This window comes from Aquimarina spongiae, from assembly GCF_900141785.1.
Classification (GTDB): Bacteria; Bacteroidota; Bacteroidia; order Flavobacteriales; family Flavobacteriaceae; genus Aquimarina; species Aquimarina spongiae.
The window spans coordinates 104141-128786 of sequence record NZ_FQYP01000005.1 but is presented as its reverse complement, the minus strand read 5'-3'; the positions used below and the strand labels follow the sequence as shown (position 1 = coordinate 128786).

At 36.9% G+C, this 24646-nt stretch carries 12 protein-coding genes; 6 read left to right on the top strand and 6 right to left on the bottom strand.

Going from position 1 to position 24646, the window contains the following annotated elements; all coding sequences use genetic code 11:
• Positions 1-274 precede the first annotated feature (274 nt).
• The 6 genes from BUE24_RS12290 to BUE24_RS12265 all read left to right on the top strand — a co-directional run bounded on the left by BUE24_RS12290 (position 275) and on the right by BUE24_RS12265 (position 11232).
• On the top strand, positions 275-3199 hold the full coding sequence (locus BUE24_RS12290) for a SusC/RagA family TonB-linked outer membrane protein (RefSeq protein ID WP_073316323.1): 2925 nt from the start codon (positions 275-277) through the stop codon (positions 3197-3199).
• Between the two features lie 12 nt (positions 3200-3211).
• Entirely contained in the window at positions 3212-4876 is a 1665-nt protein-coding gene (locus BUE24_RS12285) for a RagB/SusD family nutrient uptake outer membrane protein (protein ID WP_073316322.1), read from the top strand.
• Between the two features lie 33 nt (positions 4877-4909).
• Complete coding sequence (locus tag BUE24_RS12280) at positions 4910-6058, top strand: SusE domain-containing protein (protein ID WP_073316321.1); 1149 nt, start codon at positions 4910-4912, stop codon at positions 6056-6058.
• A gap of 24 nt (positions 6059-6082) precedes the next feature.
• Positions 6083-7534: an alpha-amylase gene (locus tag BUE24_RS12275; protein ID WP_073316320.1), complete on the top strand. Its 1452-nt coding sequence runs from the start codon at positions 6083-6085 to the stop codon at positions 7532-7534.
• A gap of 199 nt (positions 7535-7733) precedes the next feature.
• On the top strand, positions 7734-9938 hold the full coding sequence (locus BUE24_RS12270; RefSeq protein WP_073316319.1) for a peptidase domain-containing ABC transporter: 2205 nt from the start codon (positions 7734-7736) through the stop codon (positions 9936-9938).
• Position 9939: 1 nt separating this feature from the next.
• Positions 9940-11232: an HlyD family secretion protein gene (locus BUE24_RS12265; RefSeq protein WP_073316318.1), complete on the top strand. Its 1293-nt coding sequence runs from the start codon at positions 9940-9942 to the stop codon at positions 11230-11232.
• A gap of 17 nt (positions 11233-11249) precedes the next feature.
• Here BUE24_RS12265 and BUE24_RS12260 read toward each other — a convergent pair whose 3' ends face one another.
• The 6 genes from BUE24_RS12260 to BUE24_RS12235 form a co-directional block, all read right to left on the bottom strand.
• On the bottom strand, positions 11250-13226 hold the full coding sequence (locus BUE24_RS12260; protein WP_073316317.1) for a tetratricopeptide repeat-containing sensor histidine kinase: 1977 nt from the start codon (positions 13224-13226) through the stop codon (positions 11250-11252).
• Between the two features lie 216 nt (positions 13227-13442).
• The gene (locus tag BUE24_RS12255; RefSeq protein WP_084549506.1) at positions 13443-17153 is read right to left on the bottom strand and encodes an amino acid adenylation domain-containing protein; all 3711 of its coding nucleotides are present in this window, start codon (positions 17151-17153) and stop codon (positions 13443-13445) included.
• A gap of 354 nt (positions 17154-17507) precedes the next feature.
• Entirely contained in the window at positions 17508-19355 is a 1848-nt protein-coding gene (locus tag BUE24_RS12250; protein ID WP_139241987.1) for a DUF885 domain-containing protein, read from the bottom strand.
• A 26-nt stretch (positions 19356-19381) separates the two neighbouring features.
• Positions 19382-21223: a CocE/NonD family hydrolase gene (locus BUE24_RS12245; protein WP_073316611.1), complete on the bottom strand. Its 1842-nt coding sequence runs from the start codon at positions 21221-21223 to the stop codon at positions 19382-19384.
• A 215-nt stretch (positions 21224-21438) separates the two neighbouring features.
• Positions 21439-23742: a spondin domain-containing protein gene (locus BUE24_RS12240; RefSeq protein WP_073316316.1), complete on the bottom strand. Its 2304-nt coding sequence runs from the start codon at positions 23740-23742 to the stop codon at positions 21439-21441.
• 199 nt (positions 23743-23941) lie between these two features.
• The gene (locus BUE24_RS12235) at positions 23942-24586 is read right to left on the bottom strand and encodes a Crp/Fnr family transcriptional regulator (protein WP_073316315.1); all 645 of its coding nucleotides are present in this window, start codon (positions 24584-24586) and stop codon (positions 23942-23944) included.
• Positions 24587-24646 lie beyond the last annotated feature (60 nt).

The window sequence follows — 24646 nt, the reverse complement described above, 5'->3', positions numbered from 1 at the left end:
ACGTATTTAAAGATATCAAAAGCGTCAACACGTTCTAATATTTATTATCCCTTCTTCCTTTTTTTGTTTACTCCCTAAATTTTGGGGCGAAATTATGCTATATGAGCACAATAAAACTTAAAATTTTAAGGGAATTTTAAAAGTTTTCCACACGCAAACGTTTTCGTAAGGTTTCGACTACACTGGCATTGAAGATTTAACGTAAAATTTACATACTTTGGATGCAGAAAGTGAAAATATAAGACTTAAAACAATCAAAAACTAATTTAATTTTATGAAAACATTAACTAAAAGCGCATTGTTTTTATTGTGGTTGATACCAATGAGCTTTTTTGCCCAGTCGACTGTCTCGGGAACAGTTACTGACGCGGGAAGTGGTCAACCCATTCCGGGTGTAAATATCATTGTCAAAGAGACCACAAACGGAGCTTCTTCCGATTTTGATGGTCTTTATTCTTTGAGCAATGTTAACAATGGGGATGTTATCGTATTCTCCTATGTAGGTTTTATACCTCAGGAAGTGACGTATACAGGTCAAGCTACCATAGACATGGTTTTAGAAGAAGATGCTGCGGAATTAGAACAGGTTGTTCTTATCGGTTATGGTGCTGCAAGAAAGAAAGATCTTACGGGGTCAGTTGCTCTTGTTACATCAGAGAATTTTAATACTGGTAATAACGTAACCGCAGAAAATTTATTTAACGGTCGTGTAGCCGGTGTTAACATTAACACCAACGGAGGTCCTGCCGGAAACTCACAAATCAGAATTAGAGGAGGTGCCTCTTTAAACGCATCAAACGATCCACTTATTGTAGTAGATGGTTTACCATTAAACGACCCGAGAGACACTAATAATGGTTCACGATCTGTATTATCTGCAATTAATCCAAATGACATCGAATCATTTTCGATTCTTAAAGATGCTTCTGCAGCTGCCATCTATGGTAACCGAGGAGCAAACGGGGTAATTATTATTACTACTAAAAAGGGAAAAAAGAATTTACAAATTAGCTTGGATTCACAAACAAACATTACTACAGCAAACGAGGTAGTTGATGTATTTTCTGCTGATGAGTACCGAGCATTTATTGCAGAAAATTTTCCAGATAGATTAGCTGATCTTGGATCGGCAAGTACAGATTGGCAAGATGAGATTTACAGAGATGCATTCTCTTCAAATCATAACTTGTCTGTTGGTGGATCAATCATGCAGGTACTACCTACCCGTTTCACATTAGGTAGATCTGATCAGGAAGGATTAAGAAGAACATCAAAGTTTGAAAGAACTGCAATGTCTCTTGCATTAAACCCAAGATTGTTCAATAATCATTTAAAAGTTGATGTGAATGCAAATTTAAGTTTTGAGAAAAACAGATTTGCACCTGGTGTTGAAGGTTCTGCGATTACATTTGATCCTACACAACCCGTTTTTGATGCTACTTCACCCTATGGAGGATTTTTTGAATACCTGAATAGTGAAGGTTTTGCACAGGCAAACGTACAAAGAAACCCAGTAGCTCAGCTTTTACAAACCAGAGATATAGCCAACGTAAGAAGGTTTTATGGTAATGCAAAATTTGACTATCAGTTGCATTTCTTTCCTGACCTACGTGCTGTATTAAACTTAGGTTTAGATTCTAGTGAAACGGACAGATTTGAAGAACGTTCTACAGAAAGTGCGAATACATTTAACTCTGCACAAGGAGAATTCAACGGTTTTAAATCGGACACCGATTTTCTTACAGAAAACAGATTATTAGATGCTTATTTAGTATACAACAAAAAAGTAGGTGCTTTCGATATCGAAGCCACTGGTGGTTATTCTTATCAAAAATTTGAAACAGAAATCTTTACGACAGGCGATCAAAGAGATCCTAATATCGAACCAGAAGAAACGATTAGCCCAGATGTTGTTCTATTGGCATACTTCTTAAGAACCAATATCAAAATTAACGATAGATATTTTATTACTGGATCTATTCGTCGTGATGGTACTTCTAGATTTAGTGAAGACAATAGATTTGGTTACTTCCCTTCTGCTTCTTTTGGATGGCAGATTAGTGAAGAGAATTTCCTTAGAAACTCTAATGTATTGAGTAACTTAAGACTTCGTTTAGGTTACGGTATTACAGGACAGCAAGACATCCCTTCTGCTTTCGAATTTTTAGAAAGATATAGAGGTAGTAGTCCAAACACACAATACATTCTTAATGGAGAAGTAGTGAACATAGTTCAAGCTCAATTTAGAAATGAAGATATCGAATGGGAAAAAATTTCAGAATATAATATTGGACTAGATTATGGTTTTTTTAATGATCGTATTAGTGGTTCTGTAGATGTATTTAGAAAAGAATCAGACGACTTACTTTCTCAAGCACCAGTACCAGATGCTGCTAACTTTACCAACCAAGGATTCCAAAACATTGGTAAGTTCGTTACAGAAGGTATTGAATTTGCTATCAACGCAGATGTTATTAGAAAAAATGATTTCAACTGGAATGTGAGTTTTAATGCGACTTACATTGACCGAGAAATTGAAGAATTAGCATTTGGTCAGGATATTTTAACTACTGGTATTAGCGGAGGAACTGGAAACACCATCCAGATCCAGAGACAAGGTGAGGATCCTTTCTCTTTCTTTACGTTTGCGCAAGTTTATGATGAAAACGGAAGACCTATTGAAGGAGCTTATGCTGACTTAAACGGAGATGGTGTCATTAATAACAATGACCGTTACGTTTCAGGAAACGCAGTAGCAGACGTAACCATGGGACTACAGTCAACTGTTAACTACAAAAACTTTGACCTTAGTTTCAATATGAGAGCGAGTTTAGGAAACGAAATTTACAATAACGTAGCTTCCTCAAACGCGCAATTAGGAAATGTATTTAGAAATGTATTCAACAATACTCCAGTGAGTGTGTTAGACACTAATTTCCAAAACACATCAGATGTAATCCTATCAGATTTTTATGTAGAAGATGCTTCTTTCTTAAGAATGGATAACATCACTCTGGGATATACGCTTAGAGATGTTATGAAAGGTGTTTCTAGTCTTCGTTTTTGGGCAGGTGTACAAAATGCATTTGTAATCACAGACTACTCTGGTCTAGACCCAGAAATACAGAACAATGGTGTCGATAATACGATCTTCCCTAGAGGACGTACGTACTTGTTAGGAATTAACTATAAATACTAAAAAATTAAGGAAATGAAATTTTATAAGATATTTTTATACGCATTTCTTTTCATCGGTATGTTCGCTTCTTGTGAAGACGATTTGAATATCGAATTAGAAGATGATGATGATTTACTAGCAGAGGATGTATTTAGTACTCCTGACGCTTATGATCGTGCTATCGCCGGTGTGTATGCAAACCTTTCTGTAGTAGGTTTAGATGGTCCTGGACAGTCTAACATTGCAGGGATTGATGCAGGAACCGGACAATATATAAGAGGGTTGTTTAACCTTCAAAACTTATCTACTGACGAAACGATCTGGACTTTTGAAAATGACCCAGGAATTCGTCAGGTACAAAGAAATAGCTGGGATGCTAATAATGTAGTAGTTCTTGGTTTTTGGGCCAGAGCAACTTTCCAGATTTCTTTAGCTAATGAGTTTTTACGTCAAACTACAGATGCCAAACTTGATGAAAGAGGAGTATCTGGTGAGTTAAGAAATGAAATAAGAGCCTACAGAGCCGAAGCTAGGGTATTAAGAGCATTGGCTAATTATCATTTATTAGATCTTTTCAGAAGAGCACCTTTTGCTACAGAAGATGATGCCGTTGGATTTACAAGAGTACCGGAAATCGCTGGACAAGAATTATTCAATTATATCGAATCTGAGCTGCTAGCTGTAGATGCTGATCTATTAGACGCTGCTCCAGGGAATACTTCTCAATACGGAAGAGCGAATAAAGGAGTGGCTAAAATGATTCTTGCAAAGTTATACTTAAATGCAGGAGTTTATCTTGGTGCAGAAAACCAACGTTTTGCAGATTGTTTGACGACATGTCAAGAAATTATCAATAGTGGATATTCATTAAATCCTGTATATCTGAACAACTTTAACGCAGATAACGATACTAATGGTGCTCAAAATGAAGTTATTTTCCCTGTAATCGCCGATGGTACATCGGTTAGAAACTTTGGAGGTGCTGGTATTCTTATTCAGGGACAACAGAATGCAAGAGCAGGGTTTCAACCTACTCCAGAATCACTGGGTGTTGGTGGATTTGGAAACTTATATCGTATAAGAAGACAATTTGGAGAGTTATTCGTTAATGATGCTCTTTTTAACAATGATGGCCGAAATACAGTAGTTTCTAGAGACATAGAATTGGATGATGACGGAAATGTGGTTACCGATGAAGAACGCCCAATTGAAATTGCAGATATTTCTGACACTTCCGGAGGATATTTATTAGCTAAGTTTTCTAACATTACTTCTACAGGAGAGCCTGGAAAGGATGCTACTTTTGTGGATACTGATTTCCCATTATTTAGATTGGCGGATGTATTCTTAATGTATGCAGAAGCACAACTAAGAGGTGGCGGTGGTGATCGTACTACTGCGCTAGGATTGGTAAATCAACTAAGAGAAAGAGCCTTCGGAGATGCTTCAGGAAACATTGCTGATGCTGATTTAACACTTGATTTCCTTATTGACGAGCGTGCAAGAGAATTACATTGGGAAGGACACAGAAGACAAGACCTTATACGTTTTGGCCTTTACACGGGTGGAACCTATAACTGGTCTTATAAAGGTGGCCCACAAAATGGATCATCTATCTCTGAAAACTTAAGATTATTCCCTGTTCCAGAATCGAGCAGGTCTGCAAATCCTAACTTAGGACAAAACCCTGGATTCTAAAATTAAACTATGAAAAATTCAAATTATACAGTCATGAAAAAGATATCAATTTTACTCTTTGCATTTGTAGCTGCATTATGCTTCAATGCATGTATCGAAGATGAAGACCCAACATTTGTTCTTGAACAAGAACAAACCGAAGGACCACTTATAGTATCTGCAAATTCTACTATTGCCTTAACCAAAGAGAATGAGAACTTACAAGGATTCACTTTAGTATGGGAAGACGCTCAGTATAATGTAAATACACCGATTAGTTATACCATTCAAGCTGCTGCTGCAGGAACAGATTTTGCCAACCCATTAGAAGTAGCTGTAACTACAGATCGTTTCTACTCTTGGACTATCGGTGAGCTAAACAGTTTGGCAATCCTTTTAGAATTAGAACCAGATAATGAAGCTTCTTTTGAACTAAGAGTTGTTTCTTCATTAGGAACTAATGGAGGAGCTTCAATCACCTCTAATCCAGTAGCTTTAACCGTAACACCTTATTCTACGATAATTGTTACAAGGAACTTATTTTTAGTAGGAAATACTGTTGACACCAATAAAGATGGTGTTGCTAACAACGATGACTGGAATAACGGAGCTACTAATACTTACTTATTTAGAGATCCTGATAACTCAAACATTTTCTATTTCAGAGGTTTCTTTGAATTTAATGACGGTGAAAACGAATTCAAGTTATTAGAAAACAAAGGAGCTTGGCAACCACAATGGGGTCTTGATGGTGGTGGATTTACCAGCAGTGATATTCTTGGTGGTGATCCTGGAGCGTTTACTATCGGATCCTCTGGATACTATGAGTTAATCGTGAATATCGATGAGCTTACTCACGAATTAAATGCTATTGATATTACTGGAGCAACAGAATATACAACTATCGGTTTCATTGGTTCTGCAAGAACAGGAGATGATACCGGATGGGGTGGAGATGATACAGACTTGATCCAATCTCCTTTCAATCCTCACATTTGGTACGCCGAAAATGTAACACTTTTCGATGGTGCACTTAAGTTTAGACATAGTAATGACTGGCCAGGAAACTGGGGTGGTTCTACTCCACTTACAGGACAAGCGACTACAGAAGGAAATCCTCCTGATACTCCAGTTATCGCTGGAACGTATGACATCTGGTTCAATGACTTAGATGGACGTTACATCTTCGTTCCTAGAAATTAAATTTTAGAAATTTAAACCGTTGAAATGAAAAAAATTAAAAACATATCAGCCAAAACCATCCTCCTAATCGGAGGAATGGTTCTTGGTTTCACAGGCTGTAGTGAAGATGATGATAACCCCAACACAGGAGAACCGATCATTACCAGTCAATCTTTAAAAATGGATCTCTCTCAATTTCAAAAAGAAGATGCCGGAGTATTTATGCAAGCTTTCTATTGGGATGTAGAACCCATTGGAGGATGGTATGATCAGGTTGCTTCAGAAATTGAAGAGTGGGCCAACGCGGGTGTAAATAGAATCTGGTTACCTTCTCCTAGTAAAGGAGCTTCAGGAGAATTTTCTATGGGATACGACCCAATGGACTACTTTGATGTAGGAGAATTCAGCCAAAGAGGTTCTGAAAATGTAGAAACTCGTTTTGGTTCAAGACAAGAATTAGAAGACCTAATCCAAAAAGCACATGCCAATGACATTGAGGTTATTGCAGACGTTGTTATGGGTCATAATTCTGGTGGAGGATTACAAGCAAACCCATTTAGAGGTGGCGCAGAAGTGTTTACATTATTCAATGAAGAAAATGGAAATGCCTCTGGTAAATTCAATAGAAATTTTGATCATTTTCATCCCAATGGGGTTGTCGATGCTGATGAAGAAGCTCTATTTTTCCCAGAAACAGATCTTAGTCATGCTGTACCGTATGTACAAGAATGGTTATGGGGTAGAGATGATTCTGTAGCAGAATTCTATAGATCACTTGGTTTTGACGGATGGCGTTTTGACTACGTAAAGAGTTTTGCTCCAAAATGGGTAACAGCGTGGAACGATAAGGTTGGAGGGTTCTCAGTAGGAGAAAATTTTGATGGCAACCAGCAAGTCTTAAAAGATTGGGTTGATGCTTCTGGATCTGCAGCATTTGACTTTGCTTGCTTTTACAGACTGGATGAAACCTTGGATAGAGCCAATGATCTTACCGCTTTGGGAGACGCAGGCAATATGTTAAGAAAATTGGATCCTAGCAATGCCGTTACTTTTACCGCAAATCATGATACAGAGAAGGATCCAAATCCAGACAATAGGATTAGTTATGGTAAAAAACTGTTAGCATATTCTTATATTCTAACTCATGATGGATACCCTACGGTTTTCTATTTGGATTACCAAGCATTCAAAGGTCAGCTAAATACCTTGATCGAAATTTACAACACATTAGCCGTTGGTGACGTAGAAATTATTGAAGCCAACAAAGATGAGTACATCATGAAAAGAAGTGGTAGTGGAGATAATCCAGGATTGATTCTTTACATGAATATTAGTGGACAGACAAAACAACGTACTGTGCAAACCAACTGGGCAGGTAAACAATTAGTAGATTATACTGATAACTCTAGAGCTACGCCTACCGCTGATGCTCAAGGAAATGCTACTTTGAGTGCTCCTCCAGGAAGTTATACAGTTTGGTCCATTACAAAAGAATAATACTTAGATTCTTTTTTTAATAGTTAGCTAATACTATAAAGAGCGCTTTTTGCGCTCTTTATTCATTTTATAGGAGATATATTATTCATTAGTCCTGACTTTTGTCCCACTATTCTCATTAAGATAGTAAAATCAAAAAGATTTACTTTACTTTGTAGATCATGAATTACACAAAATCAATTTAATTTAAAAGTACTTAATGCCAAAGTTTCCCTTTTACAAACAAGCCGAATCCAAAGACTGCGGACCCACTTGTATTAAGATAATTGCTAAGCATTATGGAAGAATTCTTAATACCGAAAAACTAAGAACTTTAAGCGAAACCACTCGTGAAGGAAGTTCATTGTTAGGACTTAGTGAAGCAGTAGAAGCAATTGGGTTTAGATCTCTTGGCGTGAAGTTATCTTTAAATAAACTAGATGAAGTTCCCCTGCCCTGCATTGTACATTGGAACAAAGTACATTATGTTGTAGTATACAAAATCAAAAACCATAGAAATGGTGGAATGACTATCTATGTCTCAGATCCCGCCCATGGTTTAATTACTTATACAAAAGAAGAATTTATCCGTGCCTGGATTGGAAACAATGCAGATGAAACTACCGAAGAAGGAGTAGCCCTGCTGGTAGAGCCAACACCAAATTTTTACAGTGATAATATCGATGAAAATGATGAAAAATTTGGTTTCAAATTCATATCCAAATACATTTTCAAATACAAGGCGTTTCTTTTCCAATTAGCTTTAGGATTAACTGCCGGAAGTTTATTACAGCTTATCACTCCTTTTTTAACACAAAGTATAGTTGATGTCGGTATCAAAAATCAAGACCTCAACTTTGTGTATCTAGTTTTGATCGCAATGTTATCCTTATTTATTGGTCGAACCTTAATTGAAGTGTTACGAAGTTGGATCTTATTACATCTAAGTACTCGTATTAACATTTCACTAATTTCTGACTTTTTTATCAAGTTGATGAATTTACCTATCTCCTATTTTGATGTAAAAATGACCGGGGATTTGTTGCAACGTATCAACGATCATAAAAGAATTGAACAGATACTTACCATGTCTTCATTAAACGTGTTGTTTTCGATGGTAAACCTCATTGTATTCAGCATTGTACTTATCTATTATAGCTTAACTATCTTTGGGATTTTTGCAGTTGGTAGTGTGTTTTACTTTGCCTGGATACTAATCTTCTTTAAAAAACGAAAAAAACTAGATTACAAGCGATTTTCACAAATTAGTGAAGAACAAAGTAAAGTGATTGAACTCGTTAATGGAATGCAGGAAATAAAACTGCACAATGCCGAAAAAAGAAAACGATGGAATTGGGAGTTTGTACAAGCCAAATTATTTAAAATTTCTATAGAAAATCTGGCTCTTGAGCAATACCAAAGTGTTGGATCATCGTTCATCAATGAACTTAAAAACATCATTATTACCGTATTTTCTGCCAAACTCGTCATCGATGGAGAAATTACCTTGGGGATGATGTTGGCTATTACGGCTATTGTAGGTCAGTTAAATGCTCCTATAGCCCAATTGATTAATTTTTTACGAGAACTACAAGATGCCCAAATCTCTTTAGAACGTTTGGGAGAAATCCATAACAAGGAAGATGAAGAACAAGTTGGTGATGAAAAGATTAGAGAAATTCCCGAAAACTCAAGTTTTGAGGTAAAAGGAGTAGATTTTAGATATGTTGGATCAGATAAACCTGTTTTAGAAAAACTAAGCCTTTCGATCCCTGCTAACAAGATCACTGCGGTCGTGGGAGTTAGTGGTAGTGGAAAAACGACTCTGATGAAACTATTACTAAAATTCTATGAACCTGATGAAGGGCAGATTTTTATCGGTCCGTATGATTTAAAACAAGTTTCACAAAAATCTTGGAGAGATCATTTTGGAGTGGTGATGCAGGAAGGATATATATTTAATGATACTATTGCCAATAATATTGCAGTAGGAGAAGATTATGTAGATAAGAAAAAACTTGCGCATGCGGTAAAAGTGGCCAATATTCAAGAATTTATAGAGTCTCTTCCCCTATCCTATAATACCAAAATCGGTATGGAAGGTGTTGGATTAAGTACTGGGCAAAAGCAGCGTTTATTTATTGCTCGTGCGGTGTACAAAAACCCCAAGTTTTTATTCTTTGACGAAGCTACTTCTGCTCTAGATGCCAATAATGAAAAGGTAATTATGGAAAACCTCGATGCCTTTTTCGAAAACAAAACTGTAATGGTCATTGCCCATCGATTGAGTACCGTAAAGAATGCGCACCAAATTGTGGTTCTGGATAAAGGACAAATAGTAGAAGTTGGAAACCATGAAGAACTGATCAAAAACAAAGGAAACTATTATCATTTAGTTAAAAATCAATTAGAACTCGGAAAGTAAGATGCCAGAAGACTTAGACGACATACAATTAAGAAGCGAAGAAGTACAAGAAATTTTAACTCGAGTTCCTCATTGGATGATTCGATGGGGAAATCTATTGATACTGGGATTGGTGATACTTTTGTTGTTTTTATCCTGGTTAATCAAGTATCCTGATGTGATTCCCGCAGAGGCCATTGTAACCACTCAAATCCCGCCTCAAAAAGAGTATGCCAAGATCAATGGAAAAATAGAATCCATATTGGTAGAGGACAATCAAATTGTTCCAAAGGATACCCCTCTGGCTATATTACGAAGTACAGCCAATTACCAGGATGTTTTTTACTTAAAATCTATTATTGATACTACAAAATTAGACAATCAGTCATTCTATTTCCCTGTGGATCAATTACCAATACTTTTTCTTGGGGATATCGAGACCAATTTTGCCTTGTTTGAAAATAGTTATTCTGAATATAGATTAAATAAGAAGTATCAACCCTTTAATTATGAAGTTATTGCCAATGCGGCAGCCCTATCAGAATCCTATAGAAGATTGGAAAGCCTTAAAGCACAAAAGAAAATAGGTGGTAAAGAGCTCAACTTAAAAAAGGAAGATTTGGGGAGACAAAAAGATCTTTATGACAAAGGGGTGATTTCTCAGCAAACCTATGAAAACAAAGAATTGGATTATTTGAGAGCAAAACGTGACTATGAAAACAATGACGTTCAAATATCACAAATCACTGAGAACATTAGTAATGCCACCAAAAATTCCAAAGGAACGGAAATCAACAAACAAAAGGAAGAAATTAATTTATTCAAGAAAGTACTTCAATCTTTTGATCAATTAAAAACAAGTATAAGAGATTGGGAGTTGCAATATGTTCTGAAATCAGATATGGATGGTCGTGTTTCATTTCTAAATTACCGTAATCCCAACCAAACCGTAACCGCTGGGGATGTCGTTTTTGTGGTAGTTCCTATAGAAGAATCATCCTATTTGGCTAGGATAAAAGCTCCTTCGCAAAACTCTGGAAAAATCAAAATCGGACAAACGGCCAATATTCGATTGGAAAATTTTCCAGACGACGAATTTGGAACCTTAAAAGGTGAAGTGAGTTATATTTCACTATTGCCAGACAAAGATGGTTTATATCTTATTGATGTTGCGCTGCCGGACAAACTCATTACTACTTATGACAAGGAGATTCCTTTTAGGCAAGAAATGAGAGGTGTTGTAGAAATTGTTACCGAGGATCTGCGATTGATAGAACGCTTTTTCTATCAATTCAGAAACTTAATGGATAAATAATTTCTCCCGCGCAATAGTTATGCAGCTTTAGGTAATGAAATCAGAAATGTACTTCCTGCTCCGGGAGCACTGGTTACATCGATCTTACCTCGATTTAACTCTATTAATTCCTTGCAAATACGTAATCCCAAACCGGTACCAGTTTCATTTTGTGTCCCAGGTGTGGTAAAAGTGTCTTCGGCAAACAACTTATCAATAAATTGAGGATTAATCCCAACGCCTGTATCCTTAAATCGAATCTCGTAATGATTGTCTTTATCTTCTGAAAGTAAGGAAATCGAATCTCCCGGATTACAGAACTTGATAGCATTGGCAATAAGATTTTGGGCTACAATACCAAACATATCCCGATCGGCATAAATCTTTGTTGGATTCAAGTTATTGATCAACTGAATATTCTTTTGCTTGGCTTTTTGCTCAAAAAACGTAAACTTATCCGAAATCACTTCAGAAATATCAAAAGTAGTAGGATTAGCATTTAATTCCTTTAATTGAGACTTTGACCAATTCAATAGATTATGCAATAAAATAGAAGTTTGATGGGCGCCACTTGCCAAAAGCGGAACCACTTCTTTAAATTCTTTATCACTAATAGAATTTTCCTTCAAAAGATTTAAGGTTCCTTCCAGACCACTAATCTCATTCTTAAGGTCATGAGAAATAATCGAAAATAGTTTATTTTTTACCTGATTAGAATTATCCAACTTGGCTATGAGTCTTTTTCTTTCGTTTCTTGTTCTTACAATCATTATCAAAAAGATAAGAACCACCAATACTACTGCACTAGCGATGTATGCGATCAAACGAAATTGAAAAAGTTGGGCCGCAGTTTCTCGTTCTCTTTTTTCCTGTTCTTCAATTAGTTTAAGCTGTTCTAACTCTGCCTTGTAGTGCGCCTTTGTTTTTTCGATCTTCTTTGCAGCGATATCATACATTCTCTTATCCGAAAGTTCCAGATATTTCTTTTGCCACCCCAAGGCACCTAGCAAGTTCCCCTTGGTAGAATCCAGTTTGAAGGAATATTTATAGTTTTTTAAGATTAATGCAGTAATGTTAGCTTTTTCAAAATTGGCTCTTGCTTCTTTTAATAAAGCTTCTGATTTTACAAAATCTCCCTGCTCCAAAGCAATGATACCCAACTGTTGCTTGGCATTAGTTACGATCAACTTATAGTCAGCTCGCGTTCCAACGCATAGTGTAGTATCATAGTACTTTTTTGCTGTTGTATATTCTTTGCTATACATAGCAGCTTTGGCCATAATACTATACGATTGAGCCTCATGTTTAAGATCTTTTTCTTTTTTATTGATTTGGAGCGATTCTGAAAGTAATTTTTTAGCTTCAGAAAGCTTACCATTTTCAGTGTATAATAGTGCTAAATTATTCAATACCAAACCAAGCCCTCCCAAGCCTAATTTTTTCCTAAGAGCTATAGATTTTAAGTAGTACTCCTCCGAAGAAGCAACATCTTTCAGATCCTTATATACAATAGCCAAGTTGTTGTAAATACTAGATAATCCGATGCTATCTTTAAGCTGTTCTCTGCATAACTTCGCTTCCATTAGATAATCAGCAGCCTTCTCCAAGTTTCCTTTACTCTGCTCAATAATAAATCTATCATTACGAACCGAGGCTAAACCGTTAAGGTCATTTATATCTTTAAAGTATTTAGACGCTTTTTCGAAGTTGGTTTCGGATTCTGTAGTTCTATATAGTTTATCGCTAATCAGTCCTTTTTGTCGGTACACCATAGCGAGTCCTCTTTTATAGTCGATATCAAAACCTAACTGAATCAGCTGATCTGCGAGAGGCTGTGCTCTATCCAATTGGTCTTGAGTTACAAACTCTTGTAAATTATTGACTGCTGTGTCGTAGAGTACGGAATCTTTTACACTCCCTATTTCGGAAAGGTCTACCGCAGACCATTGGTTTTGGGCGAAACCAGATTGGCATGCAAGGCATAACAAGATTAGTAGATAAGTTATCTTCTTCATTGTGTTCATTTTGGGGGTTAAACATGATAAAAAGCATATTTAGTCCACAAAATACACAAATTTTACAATTATTTATAATTTTGTAGTATTATTCTTTCATTTTTTTGTGGTTTTACCATAAAAACAGAATTTTAATTTGGTTAAAAGCCTTTCTTTCAAAGAGAAAGGCTTTTAACCCACTTATAAATATTTAATACCACTAATCTTTTAATTGATCTAGTTCTGCGTACTATTTCTATGATCTACCATTCTTCCTATAAACCAAATAAACGGTTCGACTTGTCCTTTCAAAATACAGGTTCCTTTGCAAATACAATGAAGTAATCCCTGTACATCAGACGATTGTAATGTCGAAACTGCATCATTATCAGTAATGATCAATGAACAAGAAGGCAAATCACAACCTACATCTGTATTTATTGTAATCTTTTCATCTTTAACTAAGATTGTAACTGGCTTAGATGCTTCAGAGGCCTTAACAGATATGGCCAGGTTTGGAGTTGGGGCAGCAACTACTGCCATGGATCGTTTTAGATACAAGGAAAATCCTTTGGCCCAAGCTTCGATATCAGATATTGATATATTCGAATCTTTTATTTCATTTTGCTCAATGGTAAGTTGTTCATCTACTTTGCGTTCTGCCTCGATAAGAGCTGCCAGGGTTCTATCTACATCTTCGCGGGTATGAGCTGCCGAACAGATGAGTCTCAAACGCCCACGTCCGCTCTCGACAATCGGATACGTTACCGCAGAAGTTTGAACACCTTGCTGATACATGTTTTGTACAATAGCATACAGTTTATCTTTGTCACTAAAGTGTGGAGTAACGATAGGACCATCTCCAGTTCCCAAATCATACCCAGCATCTTCAAATTGTTTCCGCATGTAACGAGTAGTATCCCATAATCGTTCTCGCAAAGCATCATCAGAGCGAAGGCGTCTTAATGCAGTAAGTGCAGCAGCCATATCAGCCGGACTAATTGAGGCCTGAAAGATATAAGCTCTAGAGGATGACTTCAAAAGATCAACGTGTTCCTGACTGGCAGCTACTACTCCTCCGAGACTCCCTAAGGCTTTACTGAGTGTCGTCATAATAAAATCTACCTCTTCAGTAACACCTTGAGCTGCACAAATACCTGCTCCATTTTCACCATAAAAACCAAAAGAATGCGCTTCATCCACCAGAACGAGTGCATTATATTTCTTTGCTGTTCGAACAATCTCTGCAACTGGTGCGGCCCCTTCTCCCATGCTATATACACCTTCAAATACTACTAAAATTGTACGATATGGGGACATTTCAGATTTAAGCACCTCCTCTAGGTCAGACGCACTATTATGTTGAAACGTTCGAACCGTAGCTCCACAAAGACGTGCACCATCTACAATAGATGCGTGACAGAGTTGATCGATAATTACCACGTCATTTCTTCCTAATAATCCTGCTATTGCACCAACATTAGCGGTATATCCTGTAGGAAACAAACATGCACTAGGTTTACCTACCAAATCGGCAAACTCAGTTTCGAACTCTAAGTGTTGATTAGTCATTCCTGAAGCCGCAGCAGAGGTTCCCATTCCGGTACCAAAACGCGCTAATGCATTAGAAGCTTCCTCCATAACTTTCTGATCGCGATTCAAACCGAGATACAGGTTCGTTGTCCATATAATAGCCTCTTGCTCTTCGTCATTATAAGCATCTCCCACAATACCTTTGGTAGCACTTCCTGTTCGTAATACTTTGCTATAAGGATTTCTACGATCATTATTTACCATATGCAGGACTTCTTGAACCAGCTTACTTTTATCTGTCGCGTCCCAAGCGGGCGCTTTGGCAGCTTGAAATGTAGGGTGACTTGACCGAATATGTGTTTGAAAACTAGCTAGTGTATCAGTGAATACAGTTTTCGTCCCATTTGTAGAGCTATTTGCATCACCACTTCTCATCATATTAGTAATATAATTCACTAATGCATTTGGAGTAGAATGCTCAAAAATAGCATGAGCGGATAACTCTCGCCCCAGTAAATTGGTAAGTCTACAGCTAAACTCCAACGTAGTTAAAGAATCGAGCCCTAGATTATCGAATGCATCCTCTGGTGATACTTGTTCCGGATCATCCAAATTGAGTAGAGACGCTACTTCATTCTGAACAATTGACAATATCTTTCCTTGTTGTTCATCTTTTGAAACTATCAAATTTTGCACGACAGTCTGATTTTCGGAATCTTTTTTGACACAAGATTTCTCTTCTAAACTCATTAATTTTTTGCGGTCTAGCTTATCATTTGGTAACAGTGGTAAAGCCTTTAGGTATTTTATGACTTGAGGAACCATATATTTTGGTAATCGTCGTGACACATACGATTTAATTTCGTTCTCAGTTACCGACTTATCTTTGCTTACAATATAGGCCACTAATATTTTCTGACCAAAACCTCCATCGACGGCTGCCGTAGCAGCTGCATCAATACCTTCCATAGACTCGAGTATGGACTCGATTTCTTCTAATTCAATTCTATACCCCCTGATCTTTACTTGTTGATCAACTCTTCCAAGGAACTCGATTTCTCCATTTTCTGTCCAGCAACACAAATCGCCCGTTTTGTATAAGCGATTAGCTGAAATCAGATCATTAGGTACTATGTCAATAAATCGCTCTTTGGTCTTAACTTCATCATACAAATAACCTCGTGCAAGTTTGGTTCCCGCTAGGTACAATTCTCCTGCTACTCCAGTAGCAACAGGTTGCAAAGCTTCATCCAAAATATAAGCACGTGAGTTAGGGACAGACTTACCAATAGTTACTACTTCAGTTCCAGGAGAAACTTCAGCGATGGTAGAATAGACTGTATCCTCGGTAGGTCCATATGCATTCAAAACACGTACATCTGGTTTTTGCTTATAAACTTGTGCGACTAGTGAGGGTTTGAGTGCCTCACCTCCAAATACTAAACATTTCAAGCCCTTAGGTAATTTTTCTGTTGTTAGTAAAGCTTGCATCGCCGAGGCAACCATTACACAAACTTTAATCTGATCTATAGCTGGAAGCTTGGTCAACTCCAATGCATTTTTGGCTAAAATGATAGTTCCACCCAGTGATAAGGTCCCCATAATTTCCATTACCGAGGTATCAAAACAAACCGAAGCCCCTGCAAAAACTCCTTTCAACTCCTCATCACTAAATAGTTCTCGCATAGATTGACGAAGACAAACAAAACCTTTATGTTCTACCGCTACACCTTTTGGTTTCCCTGTTGAACCAGAAGTGTAGATAACATAGGCCAAATCGTTTCCTGATGCTCTTACCGAATGATCGATATGTCCGCTTAATTTATTGATCCGTAATTGTTCTTGCACACTACTGCATAGTTCGGCAGAAACCTCATTATCTACAATAGTTGCCACGGCACGAGAATGCTCCAACATGTATTTAACGCGATTCTGAGGATATGCTGGATCCAAAGGTACATATGCACATCCAGCCTGCATTACACCAATTAAAGCAGCAACCAGTTCCCAAGTCCGGTTCATACACACGCCGACCAGTGATCCTGGTGTTACCTTTCGGTTAATGAGTTCTCCGGCAACCTCAGCTGCTCGTATCATTAGCTCCTTATAACTGATTTTTGTCTCTCTATCAATAATTGCAATTCGTTCTGGATACTTGAGCATTTGCTTTACGATCAAACCACAAATTGTTGTTTCCAAATTGTTGTCTGTTTTTTGAGCAAGGTTTTTGTTCATTAAGTTTTGTAAATTCTCTAGATTCATGTCAACTATCTCTTCTTTATGTTGCACTCCTGCTGCGTCCAACATACGCTGTCGATTACTGATCATTTCGGTCTTATTCGAGCCTGAATTAAAACGATCCAATTGGTCTGTATTGGTCGATAATTCGTTTAAAAATTGAGTTAATTTATCCATTGGTATATATTGTTTTTATAAATATAAAGAGCACATGGATACACATCCCTAAATAGAAGTATACATTAAGTAGACCTGTAGTAACTAGTTTTTAAAGGAGACAGACAATGAATAGACAAGAAAAAATAAACTACTAACTTTCAATTGTTTATTTTTAAAAAACCAAGACAAAGCTTTCACAATTATATTTGAATTATAGGAGACATTTTACCACTACATATCGTGGATCAATTAGAAGTATTATTATTAAAATTACTTTACGCTTGGTTTCAAAAAAACTTCGCATAAAAAAAGTAGATTGTTTATGAAAACAATCTACTTTCTCAACAAAGCATTTCGCTCTTTTGTGTATTCTTATTTTGTTTCTTTACTCTTTACCCATTCATCTACCAAATTATCTAGCACATTAAGCGGAACTGCTCCATTTGTGAGCACAACATCGTGAAACTCCCGAATATCAAATTGCTCTCCTAATTCCTTCTTTGCATTTTCTCTCAATTCCAGAATTTTATTCATTCCTATTTTATATGCCGTAGCCTGGCTAGGCATTACAATATGCCTTTCTACCATTTTAATAGCATCGCTTTCTGCGTTAGGAGTATTTGTGGCATAGTACTTTATCCCTTCTTCTCTCGTCCATTTTTTAGCGTGAATCCCAGTGTCTACAACTAATCTACATGCTCTCCAAAGTTCCATTGCCAATCGACCAAAATCCGAATACGGATCACTGTAAAGGCCTATTTCTTTTGGTAAGAGCTCATTGTAAAGCCCCCAACCTTCTATGTAGGCAGTATATCCACCAAACTTTCTAAACTTTGGTATATCCTGTAACTCTTGCGCTATCGATATTTGCATATGATGTCCTGGGATTCCTTCATGATATGCCAAAGCTTCCATTTGATATATAGGCATGGCTTCCATATCATAAAGGTTTGCATAATAGGTTCCTGGTCTAGATCCATCAGGTGTACCCCGTTGATAAAATGCTTTACCAGCACTTTTTTCTCTAAAAGGCTCTACAGCTTTTACGACGATATCCGCTTTGGGTTTTGTGATGAACAACTCGTCCAATCTTGATTTCAGGTTATCGATTAGTCCTACAGCCTTTTTTAGATAGGCCGCTTTTCCTTCTTCAGTATTAGGATAATAGAACTTCTTATCCTCTTTCATATACTTAAAGAAATCTTGCAAGGTCCCCTCGTATTTTACCTGCTTCATAATATCTCGCATCTCACTATGTATACGCTCTACTTCTTTTAGACCCAAATCATGAATTTGGTCTGCTGTCATACTAGTAGTTGTTGTCCTTTTTAATGCTATATTATAGAATTTATCTCCTTTCGGAAACTTCCAGGCTCCATCGTCTGTAGTTGCTCTTTGTTGTTGTTTTTCTAACAAAGTAATCAGTTTTTCATACCCTGGTTTTACGCCATCTAACAATGCTTTTCTTGCATTTGCTATGAGTTCTTGATTTTCTTCATCTGATAATTCTAGCGAAGTTATTTTACCTTTAAAATCAGCCAATAATGTACTTTCTTCTTTAGATTCATCAAAGGGCTTACCCGTGATAATATTTTTACTATCATCCAAAACTTTTGTGAATACAAACTTTGGAGGTAAAATTCCATTTTTCTCTCGTATTTTCATGTTTTCTACGAGTTGCGTAAACAGCGCATCGATCCCATTCAATCTGGAAATATAAGCTTCTGCATCACTCTTTGCTGAAATCCGGTGCATATTTATCATAAACGCAGGTATTTCGGCTTGCATACCGTGCATTTGATTTACCGGATAATCATAGAAACGATATTGAAAATCTTCAATTTCATCTTCAAGATCTTGTTTCATCAAAGTATAGCTCAACTGGGTAGCATCATTAAGCAAAGACACATCTACAGAATCATTAAGATATGCTAAGCGTCTTTTTACTCGTTCTAAGTCTTCTGCTTCTCTCTTTGAAGAAATGTCATCCCATTTACCATAATCTTCCGTTTTAACTCCTAAGTAGGTTTGAGTCATTGGAGATAATTTTACTTCTTCCTGAAATTGAGCTTCAAACCAATCATTCAAATTTTTGGAATGCTCTTCTATACTTTCAGCACTCGAAACTTCGGTAGCGGTCTCCTTATTTTCTTGTTTACAACTTGCTAAAGCAAACGCTACAAACATTACAAGAGTACTTGTTCTTAAAATATTTTGCATGTTACACATGTATTTAGGGTAATGGTTTATTTTAAAATTGAAACTTCGATAGCAGAATCATGAAATACCTTATGCGTCTGTTTTTTGAAGTCTGATGCTTTTGCTTTAAATATATTTGGCACAAAAGTCTGAGGGTTCAAATCAATTAATGGAAACCAAGTACTCTGAACCTGAATCTGAATCTTATGCCCTTTCTTAAAGGTATGATGCACATCCTGTAATTTAATATTTACAGCTGTCTTTTCATTCGCAGTAAAAGGTTCCGGTTTACTGAAATCGTTTCTAAAACGACCTCTCATTACCTCACTACGAACCATCATATGATAGTTCCCCATTTTTAAATATTTCTGGGTTTCTTGAGTATCTTCGGCGTCATTAGGAAATACATCCACTAATTTTACTACCCAGTCTGCATCCGTTCCTGTAGTAGCCACTTTTAATTTGGCTAATATTTCTCCAGACAAAGTAACATCCCCTGTCAACACAGGTGTTTCGAATACCAGAACATCTGGACGACGAGCAGCAAATCTTTGATCGTCGGTCATATATTTTCTTGGCGTAAATACCATCTTCACATCCTCTGAGTATGGTACTGGTTTTTTAGGATCACTTATAAATTCTGAAGCGCCATCCCCTTTTGCTTCGGTAAGACCATCTGCCAGATAAAATGTTTTCTTTTCAACATTTTTTGGTGGCCAGGTTTCAAAAGCATCCCATTTCTTCGCTCCCGTATCAAAGATCTGTATTTCTGGTAAAGCTTCTTTTTCGGTGTCATCTTTCAGGAAACGATTAAAAAATCTGGTCTCCACATTCTTTTGGTAATTTTCAGAAATTTTATCTCCAAAATATACATTTCCTATAGCCTGACGGTCTTTACTTCTGGCCCAATCTCCATGACTCCAAGGACCAAAAACCATAATATTATAATTATCACTTCTTTTTTCTATGTTTTCATAGGTCTCGAATGGACCATATAAGTCTTCAGCATCAAAAAGTCCTCCTACTACCATTACAGCAGGTTTAATATTTTCAAGATGTTGGATGATTCCTCTTTTTTGCCAAAACTCATCATAATTAGGATGTTCTTTTAATTGTGTCCAAAACACATTATCCTCTTTATAATATTGATCCAGATTACTTAAAGGACCGGCATCTAAGAAAAACTGATATTGATCTTTGCTTTTTAGATCTGGAAAACTATACCACCCTTTGTCTGTAGGTTGTGTTTTTTCATAACCAAATACTGCAGTCGCTCTCCAATAACTTAAAAGATATGCTCCATTGTGATGAAAATCATCAAAAAAGAAATCTCCAATACACGCCTGAGGTGAAACCGCCTTTAACGCTGGGTGTGAATCTAACAAGGAATACGTCGCGTAAAACCCTGGGTACGAAATCCCCCATACTCCAACATTTCCATTGTTATTAGCAACATTTTTCACTAGCCAATCTATAGTATCGTAAGTATCACTGGCTTCGTCGAATTGTTTTCCTTTTTTATTAGGGATATAAGCCCGCATGTTATCATAAACTCCTTCACTCATCCAACGACCTCTTACATCCTGATAAACAATGATATTACCTTCTTGCATCATATACTTGTTGGGACCAATCTGAGATCTAAATTGTCCCTCTCCATATGGTCTAGAACTATATGGAGTTCGTTGCATTAGAATAGGATACTTTTTTGAAGTATCTTTTGGGGAATAAATGGTTGTATGTAACTTGGTACCATCTCGCATTACGATATCAACCTCTTTCTTTGTGTAGTGATCTTTTACTTCGTATGCATTATCCTGTTGAGAAAACCCTATAAAGGAAATAAATAGTACGAATAACGTAAAATAGTTAATTTTTAAGACTTGCATTGATGTTAATTTAGTTTGTCGCTGAAGATAAAAAAATGGTGTAGCCATAAAGATATCTTTAAGGAGATTTTAACACAGGTTCAGCGATATTATCTAGTTATCCCTGAGATATTATCATAAATAAAAACCTTTGGCTAATATGCCAAAGGTTTTTCCCGCGATCTATTATTATATCTATATCCCCTTATATAGATATTTTGGCTTTGGGGTAAGCACTATTGTGGCGTGATTTCAACTTCAATAAGGTTATATCCTCCTCTTGGATCTCCAAACCATGTTACTCCAGGCCCACTATTGATCACTCCTTTTCCGAATTGAACATCTTCTAGAGATGAAACTCTTCTTACAGAGGTATCAGCATCTGCCGGTCCTGTATTAAGCGCAGTTTGTCTCATTACCTGATTTGGCCCAAAACCTACCGGCTCATCATCTTCTGTACCTGCATCATATAAGTACGTATTTGAACTTTCGCTCACTCCAGAGAAAGCTGATCCATCTGGATTAAACAATACCAATCCAACATTGTTTGTACTGATAAACCAATCGTTTGATTGAACGAACATAGTACCGAAGCCTAATTTATAATCTTGTCCTTCTGGAACCTCTATTGTGAAGGTATGTACCCCACCTGGCATAATCGGTCCTGCCTCGGTTGGTAAAGCTGTAGGGATCCCAAAATCTTTTAGATAATTGTATGCTACACTTCTATCACCATCTTCTGCAATCTCTTCTAATCCGCTAGATGCTTTTGCTGCTTCTCCTTGGGTAAACCATGGATCTCTGTCTGTATTAAAAGCATAGATAAATGAAGGAGATAAAGGTGTTAATGAAGAAGATAACCTAAGTGGTGTTCCTTGCGTACCTAATTCATTGAACCAGTCATTTAATTCGGCAGGAAGACCGTCTTCTGCAATTGCTTCAAGACCTACTCCTCTATCAGGCTGCCCTAGAGTAAATAAAGGGTTATTTTGAGCATGTAGTACAACTAATCCAGGAGTAATAACGATTCCATTTCCAGCACCTTGTAAGTTCGTAATGGTCAATGTAAATTCTCTAGTCGGCTCATCATATGCTAGTTCTACTCGAATATCAGCACTTACATCTTCTTGTATGATTCTAACGGTATTGTCATCATCTGGGTTCCCCATGTTTGGTCCTGATTGTACCGTAGCGATAAAGGCTGCTTCTTCTTCTTCTGTACCTAGATCCCAAAGTAAAACTTGATCTGTAATATCTCCGGTTACAGCTGTTTGTCCGTTAAATAAATCTATCCCTACTCCTCTTGGTCCAAAAAACCAATCATTCGTAGCCGCAGACATTGTTGCAAAATTTAATTTTGCTCCTGGAACAGCTTTAAATGTTTTGGTTAATGTTCCGTTCAAAGCTCCTACAGGTGCGTTTTCTGCAAATGGAGCAGCATATAAGTAATTTACAGTATTTCTGATGGTAACAGCAAATGTTCTATTGGTTACCGTAGTAGCATTACCTTGTCCAAAAGTTGGATTAACTCTCTCTTCCCAATCTGTAGAAGCATCTCCTTCTCCATCGTACGCGATACTAAAACTTGGTAATCTTACCTCTGGAATAAAGTCTCCTGCAGTCCAGATTCCGGCTTCAACCGCAACATTTTCTCTAGGATTTCCTCCGGATCCCCATTGCACGAAATCAATGATAGCATCAGCACTAGCAAAGGTATTAGTAGAATATAATCCCAGTCCTTCATTATTACTTAACATATCCCAGTTTACTACCAAAAATTCACCTGGTGCAAGTTCTCTATTACCGCTTACCACAGTTGCGTTTTCAATCTGTAAATATTGACCAGGACCAAGACATAACCAGTATGGTGCCAAATCTACTGATACCGTACCATTATTCCATAACTCGATTAATTTGTCTTCCCCATAATTTACCTCGTTAAACACGATAGAACGTACATCATTAACAGGCATTGTTAATACGTTTTCTGCTCCAAATGTCACAGTAGTAGTTTCTGCCCAATTTGCAGCACCATTACCTTCTCCATCAAAGATAATACTGTTATCGGCATCTGTTGTGGCAGGAACAAACTCTCCTGCTGCCCATAAACCAGCGGCGACAGCCACATCTTCTCTAGCGCTTCCACCAGATCCATACTGCACGAAGTCTACAAGTGCATCAGCATTGGTGAATTCGTTTGAAGAATACAATCCTAAACCTGCATCCGTATCAGGTAAATTGTAAGGTAATACCAAATATCCCCCTGCAGGAATTACAACACTTCCACTTTCTGGAGTGATTTCTCCAATTCTTTGGTAAGTACCAGGTCCTAAACATAACCAGTAATCACTAAGGTCTGCTTCCTGATCTCCTCGGTTAAAAATTTCTACCAAGTCGGTACCTAGAAATCTAATTTCGTTGATTACAACATTGTTTTCGACAGGATCCGGATTATCCGGAGGTGTCACTACATCGTCGTCATCGCTACACGATGCGAATGCTATTAAAGCAATAAAAAAGTAAAGATTAATTTTTTTCATGATATATACTTTTATTTGTTCATTTTACTTGAGACAAAATTAATCGCAATCAAAACCAAAAAACGGTGACAAAAGTCACCGTAAATTGTTAAAAATTTGTTATTTAATTGATTGATAATCAAATGATTACAAACAAAAATACATACACTTTTAGGCACCAATTTGGCACCTAAAAGCAAAGGGTAGAAAAACTATTATTTTAGCTTACTTGCAATTGTTTTAGTTCGATATGTCTTTTATGCTGAATCAGTAAATCCGTAGCTTGTAATTTTTTGGTAAGCCTCGAAACTACTTCTCTTGAAGTTCCTAAATCTGAAGCTATCTGCTGATGAGACATTTGTATCATATTGCAATTTTGAAGCTTCGCTTTTTCAGTAAGGTAATTCACCAATCTATCTTCTATTTTATAACACACTACTTGTTTTGTAGTATTCAATAGATCCTCGTAATTACGTTGAAAGTCTTTTAGTATGATTTGCGTGAATGATGGATATTTAAAAAACCATTCTTTTACATTTTTAATGGGTAGGCATAACACCTTGGTTTCTTTTTCTGTAACCGCTGAGAAACGAACAGGTTCTTGTCCAAACAAATGATTAAAACTCAAAATACAGCATTGTCCTGGATGAATGTAGTATAGCAAAAATTCTACTTCCTCCTCTTCGGCATACATTTTAATCAAACCGTCTAATATGATTGGAAGAAAGTTAAGGTAGCTTCCTTGTTTTACAACATACTCTCCTTTGGGAATACTTTTTAATTGCCCAAAAGAAAGCATTTCATCTTCAAGCTCTTTTTCGATAAACGGAAAACATCTGGAAAGTTCTAATTTTTCACTTAGCATTCTTCAATGTATTAAGGTTTGAACACTAAGTAAGTCGAAAAAAACAAACGTACTTACATG